Below are 627 nucleotides of genomic sequence, written 5' to 3'. Positions count from 1 at the left end.
CCCGCAACCCGATTCCGCATGGTGCGGCTACGGCTACAATCCCGAAGTCATCATCACGGAACGTGGTTTCTATCAACAACACAGCAAAGCATTCCACAAATGGGACAACCAAAACATCCAAACCGCTGAAAGCCGCCCAAGCACGCCGGACGGCGAAGACCAAGCCATTATCCGCCGCGCCTCGGCATATACGCCGTTTCTTGAATGGCAGATCAACCGGATTGTCAGCACCCAATAAATCTGTTTATAAACATCAAAGGTCGTCTGAAAAGTTTCAGACGACCTTTTTGCAAATATAGTGGATTAAATTTAAATCAGGACAAGGCGACGAAGCCGCAGACAGTACAAATAGTACAGCAAGGCGAGGCAACGCCGTACTGGTTTCAATTTAATCCACTATATAAACACACAACTTCAAACCAACTATCGTTTCCAATCTTTCAGACGACCTCGGAGACCGAGTAAAGCTGCTTCTATCTAATATCGTCAAAAACAAATTTACAGTCAAAATGTTATAAAGTATCATCTCGAAACTCGTTTACTTTATTTCAGACGACCCGTCTTAGAAAGACCCGATACTTGGGCGAGGTACTCTATACGGCTTTATATAGTGGATTAACTTTAAAC

At 44.2% G+C, this 627-nt stretch carries 2 pseudogenes; both read left to right on the top strand.

The features are described from left to right. A pseudogene (locus tag ACTHUR_RS15480) lies at nt 1-238 on the top strand (LTA synthase family protein); the annotation flags it as partial. A gap of 53 nt (nt 239-291) precedes the next feature. After that, nucleotides 292-402: pseudogene (locus tag ACTHUR_RS15475) on the top strand (IS5/IS1182 family transposase); the annotation flags it as partial. Between the last annotated feature and the right edge of the window lie 225 nt (nt 403-627).

Source organism: Neisseria sp. P0021.S007, assembly GCF_051956855.1.
This window is presented reverse-complemented; position numbering and strand designations above follow the sequence as displayed.